Source organism: Streptomyces sp. NPDC005774, from assembly GCF_042871645.1.
GTDB lineage: Bacteria > Actinomycetota > Actinomycetes > Streptomycetales > Streptomycetaceae > Streptomyces > Streptomyces pratens.
Map to the genome: position 1 here is coordinate 1 of NZ_JBIAIV010000117.1, position 4,458 is coordinate 4,458.

Sequence of the window (4,458 nt, forward strand, 5' to 3'; positions counted from 1 at the left end):
CTCAACGCATTCCAGATCACCTTCGAGGGCCGGCTCACCCCGGCCAGCAACTGAACCTCAACAACCAAGATCAGCCGTTAACTTGACACACCCGCTGGCGAGCCCGTCACGCGGAGACGCCCGCCCGCCTGCGGTGTCCACCCGGTGCGGTGCGCACCACCGCCCGTCTCCAGTGCGCATTACACGGTGGTCAGGGGCACTGGGGGCGCGGATGTCCTTCTCCAGTGCCTGGACGCTCTTGTGGACGCCTCGCCGTATCTGCTTGTTCGTCAGCTCGGCGAACCACCGCTCCACCAGGTTCAGCCAGGACGAGCCTGTGGGAGTGAAGTGCAGGTGGAAGCGGGGATGGGTAACCAGCCGGGTCTTGATGGCCGGGGTCTTGTGGGTGGCGTAGTTGTCCAGCACCAGATGGACGTCCAGGCCCGCCGGTATCTCCCGGTCGAGCTTGATCAGGAACTTCTTGAACTCCTCGGCCCGGTGCCGGCGGTGCAGGGAGCCGATCACCTTGCCCGTGGCCACCTCCAGCGCGGCAAACAGTGTGGTGGCGCCCGCCCGCACGTAGTCGTGGGTGAGCCGCTGCGGAACACCGGGCATCATCGGCAGCACCGGCTGGGACCGGTCCAGCGCCTGGATCTGCGACTTCTCGTCCACGCAGAACACCAGCGCCCGCTCGGGCGGATCCAGATAGAGGCCGACCACGTCGTGGACCTTGTCCACGAAGTACGGGTCCGTCGACAGCTTGAACCTCTCGGTGCGGTGCGGCTGCAGGCCGAACGCCCGCCAGATCCGCGACACGGTCGACTGCGACAGGCCCAACTCCTTCGCCATCGACCTGGTCGACCAGTGCGTGGCGTTCTTCGGCGTGCTCTCCAGCGTCCGCTTCACCACCGCGGCCACCCGCTCGTCGGTGACCGTCCGCGGCCCACCGGGACGCGGCATGTCACCCAGGCCGGCGATCCGGTGCTCGACGAACCGCTTCCGCCAGCGGCCCACCGCATGCGGCGTCGAGCCGAGCTGAAGTTGCCCCGCATCAGCGTTCTCCCGGGACATGCGCCGTGGGGGATCCCTACCAGCTGGGCACAACGCCTTCAGTACCGTCGACCAGATCGCCATGGCACGCTACGGCCCCCGGCCGACGACGGAGCCTATGCAGAGCGCTGTGCGTTGGAAGCGGCCCAGAAGCGCGTCGAACGGTCGTAACGTGAAGATACAGCTGTTGCGCTCCCTCGCGCGCCGGGCTGGGCTGCCGCAAGCCGAGATGATCCATCCGCATGCCCTGAAGACCAGCGCCATCACGCATGCCCTGGACAGGCCCCATGCCCGGATCGAACGCGTGCAGGCGTGGGCTGACCACAAAGATGCCCGCACCACCGGCCGGTACAGCCGGTGGCACGGGCAGCCGGACGGTGCTCCGGGCCATGGACCGGCCGAGGCCCTGGTCCATGCCCTTCGCCTTGCTGCCGGCCGGCGAGCAGGCGGGTCAGGGTGACAGGTGCTCGCACGAGCAGCCCTGCCCCGCTCACCTACGCCCGGCCCGGTCCTGCTGCTGGTGCCCGCGCAGGTGGAAGGCGAGCGACCGGTGGCAGTGGCCGCACTCGGACCACTCGGCGATCTTCCAGCCCACTCCGCAGGTGGGGACGAGTTCGGTGTAGGTACGGCGCAGGACGTCGTTGCCGCACCCGGGGCATCGGGTCCCGGGGCTGTGCGGGGTCATCGCCGTTTCCTCTCACTGGGCTGCCGGACGGCCAGCAGGCAGGCGGCCGCCGGCAGCAGCCATCCCTCCTCGAGGACGGTCGCCTGGGCCGTGGGGGACATGATCAGCACGATGCCCAGTACCAGCGCGGCCACGAAGGCCGCGCTGAGACAGGGAAGGTCTATCCTGAAGTCGACTCGCACGGGGTTCCTCCCTTGTGTGGTGTTGAGCAGGTAAGGCCGCTCCCCGCTTCCGCCCAGAAGCTCCGGGGGGTGGCCTTCGCTTTTTCTTCCTCAGCCCTCACGATCCGGGCCTACATTGCGGCAGTTGGGCTAGGTCACACGGCACAGCTCCTTCCTGTCGCGGACACCGGAAGCCGACGGCAACCGGTCCCTCGAGTCTGCGGCCGGTGAACTGCCTGGCCAACGGCTGACAGACGCACGTAGAACTCCCCGGACGAAGGAGAACACCGCCGAACACTGGCGACACGCTGTAGCAATGACGAACAATGACGAACTAACCGCGTCGTTCTGTGTCGTTCCACCCGGGGGAGGGGAAGACATGCCTGCTCGGGGCACTTCCGCGCAGCCGCATCCCGCGCAGCTCGCCTTCGCGGCGGTGCTGCGCGAACTGAGGCGGGCCGCCGGGAAACCGACCGAGGAGGCGATCGCTCGGAAGATGGCCTGCTGCGGCCGCAGCAGTGTCTCGGCGATGCTCAACGGCCGCCGTTTCCCTTCCTGGGAACACACCTCCGCCTTCGCCCGCGCCGTGGACACGGACCCGGAGAAGCTGCGCGCGCAGTGGGTGGGAGCGAGCAGGCAGATCGAGGAAGCCGCCAAAGGAACACCCGCCCCGCGCACCCCACTGCCGCTCATCAGCGATCCGCAGGCCGGCGAGGCCATCCTTGCCGCCCACTGGTACCGCAACAATAGGGAGTTCTACGAAGCCGCCGGTGGACGGGCTCGGCAGGCACGCTCGGAGATCCGGGTCACCTACACGCGCCGCTACCCGCCCACCCAGTACACGACGCCGGCCTCCGCCGCCTACTTCAAGGCCATCCTGGACTGGGCCGGCGAGGACAGCGACGACGAACGCAGCGTGCGCCGCATCATCGGCGTACCCGAACGCGACGGCCGGCCCGACGCGGACATGTTCGCCTGGGCGCGCCAGCACTACGACGACACCCGGCACATCCTCACCTACGAGGCCAGCGTGCTGCGTTGGACGGTGACGGCCGACGGCCTGAACATGGCGCTGATCGACGACAGCGTCGTCTTCCTGGCGTTCTCCGGGGGACCGCGCCAAAAACTCAACGGCCTCAGTATCGAGGACCCCACCTTCATGACCTACTTCGCCGCCTACTTCGACCAGCTCTGGGCCGCCCTCACTCCCTTGGGCACCTACCTAGGCGATATGGAGCAGAACACCGGCGGCACTGTCGCCTGAGGTGCAGCGGTGGGTGGGCGGCACCGTTTTCGGAAACACTCTCTTCCCACTCTCCGGAACAGGCATCGCACGTGTCCTGCCCTTTCGGGCGGCTTCCCTCCGGCTCTAGCCTCGACGTGACGGGCGCCGAAAGCCGGCGCTCGGGCGTCACCGGGGGAAGCCGTGAATGTGCCGACGCTCGTCCTGCTGGGAGGAGCGGGAGGTGCCATGCGCGGGCTCTTGGACCTCTACATCCGTTTCCTCGACTGGCAGACGGACCGGCGTGCTTGCCGCCTCTCGCCCCTGCCTCAGGCAGGTGAGCCGCCGCAGTTCCGGGACTACTTCGACCCGGTCGCCGATCCCGTCGCGGCGGTGCTGCACACCGTGATGGGCGCGGGCGCGGACGCCTGACCTCAACCAGAAAACACAACCGTGACAACACACTCGAGAGAGCCATGTACGGCCGAGCCTCGTTCGTACTCCTTCGGACCCGCGCCCTCGCCCGGCCATGAGTCCCGGGGTCAGGAGAAGGCGCCAGGCGACAGCACAGCATGTACGAAATCGGTCGGCGGCAAGTAGCTGTGGGCTTCGACGTAGTGAGCAACCAGCTCAGGAGCAGCGTAGGCGACGCCGTTCCCCATGACGCGTATCTCTGAACTGCCCCGTGGACTGCCGCCCCGCGGTCCGAGCAGTCTCGAGGCGCACCAAGGGCAGAAGTGATAGCCGCGCGTCTGCTGGGCCCGATGCGTCTGAGCCATACGCTGCAGCGCGGCTACCAGCCCCGAAGATGGTGTCCCTTTCGGGTAGGTCTTACTGCGGCTGAGCCAGCCCACGTTCAGCAGCGGGACACCTCGCCGGCAGCCTGACGCTTCTGGATCCCCATTGTCCCTGTCGTACGTGTACGGAGTCAGGTCTGCGTAGTAGGTCATGAGATTGTCTATCAACCAGAGTCGATCGAATCGCATGTGCCGGGGCCCGACCACGCCACAACGCGCTCGATGATCACGGAACTGCGGCCAGAGCCTTGAAAACGGTCGGTCGGGGCCGCTCCACGCCCCACTTGCTTGCTTTTTGAACTGCCTGAGGAAGACGGGGAGCGGAGAGCGGCCTTTGATCATCAAAATGCAGGTTTTGGCCATGCCTGGTGAGTGGCGGATGGACCGGATCGGGCCTGCACGGCGCCGTTGGTGGGTGTGGGGCCGGGCCGTTGGGTTGATCGGTCACCTTGATCGCTGCCAAGCCTGCCCCTCTCTGTCAAAGTAGTGCGAGTCAGGCATACTGGATGATTCATTGAGTCGAGGGCGGAGAAGGAGTAGTGCCCAGGTGGCCAGCACCAACGA

Annotated in this window: 4 protein-coding genes and 1 pseudogene; 2 read left to right on the forward strand and 3 right to left on the reverse strand. The window is 67.1% G+C overall.

Features of this window, described 5'->3' with window-relative positions:
- Nucleotides 1-204 precede the first annotated feature (204 nt).
- The 3 genes and pseudogenes from ACFYQA_RS39200 to ACFYQA_RS39210 all read right to left on the reverse strand — a co-directional run.
- A pseudogene (locus ACFYQA_RS39200) lies at nucleotides 205-1,017 on the reverse strand (IS630 family transposase); the annotation flags it as partial.
- Between the two features lie 502 nt (nucleotides 1,018-1,519).
- On the reverse strand, nucleotides 1,520-1,714 hold the full coding sequence (locus ACFYQA_RS39205; RefSeq protein WP_386404874.1) for a hypothetical protein: 195 nt from the start codon (nucleotides 1,712-1,714) through the stop codon (nucleotides 1,520-1,522).
- Nucleotides 1,711-1,896 (reverse strand): hypothetical protein, encoded by a 186-nt coding sequence (locus tag ACFYQA_RS39210; RefSeq protein ID WP_386404877.1) that lies wholly within the window; start codon nucleotides 1,894-1,896, stop codon nucleotides 1,711-1,713. The genes ACFYQA_RS39205 and ACFYQA_RS39210 overlap by 4 nt, the downstream gene beginning before the upstream one ends.
- A 358-nt stretch (nucleotides 1,897-2,254) precedes the next feature.
- Here ACFYQA_RS39210 and ACFYQA_RS39215 point away from each other — a divergent pair, with 358 nt between their 5' ends.
- Both ACFYQA_RS39215 and ACFYQA_RS39220 read left to right on the forward strand, forming a co-directional pair.
- Complete coding sequence (locus ACFYQA_RS39215; protein ID WP_388928593.1) at nucleotides 2,255-3,139, forward strand: helix-turn-helix domain-containing protein; 885 nt, start codon at nucleotides 2,255-2,257, stop codon at nucleotides 3,137-3,139.
- 207 nt (nucleotides 3,140-3,346) lie between these two features.
- Nucleotides 3,347-3,529 (forward strand): hypothetical protein, encoded by a 183-nt coding sequence (locus tag ACFYQA_RS39220; RefSeq protein WP_388928595.1) that lies wholly within the window; start codon nucleotides 3,347-3,349, stop codon nucleotides 3,527-3,529.
- Nucleotides 3,530-4,458 lie beyond the last annotated feature (929 nt).

What these genes read in the sequence shown, in the direction of transcription:
- ACFYQA_RS39215 (WP_388928593.1), top strand. Translation starts at nt 2,255, where the DNA reads ATGCCTGCTCGGGGCACTTCCGCGCAGCCGCATCCCGCGCAGCTCGCC.
- ACFYQA_RS39220 (WP_388928595.1), top strand. Translation starts at nt 3,347, where the DNA reads ATGCGCGGGCTCTTGGACCTCTACATCCGTTTCCTCGACTGGCAGACG.
- ACFYQA_RS39205 (WP_386404874.1), bottom strand. Translation starts at nt 1,714, where the DNA reads ATGACCCCGCACAGCCCCGGGACCCGATGCCCCGGGTGCGGCAACGAC.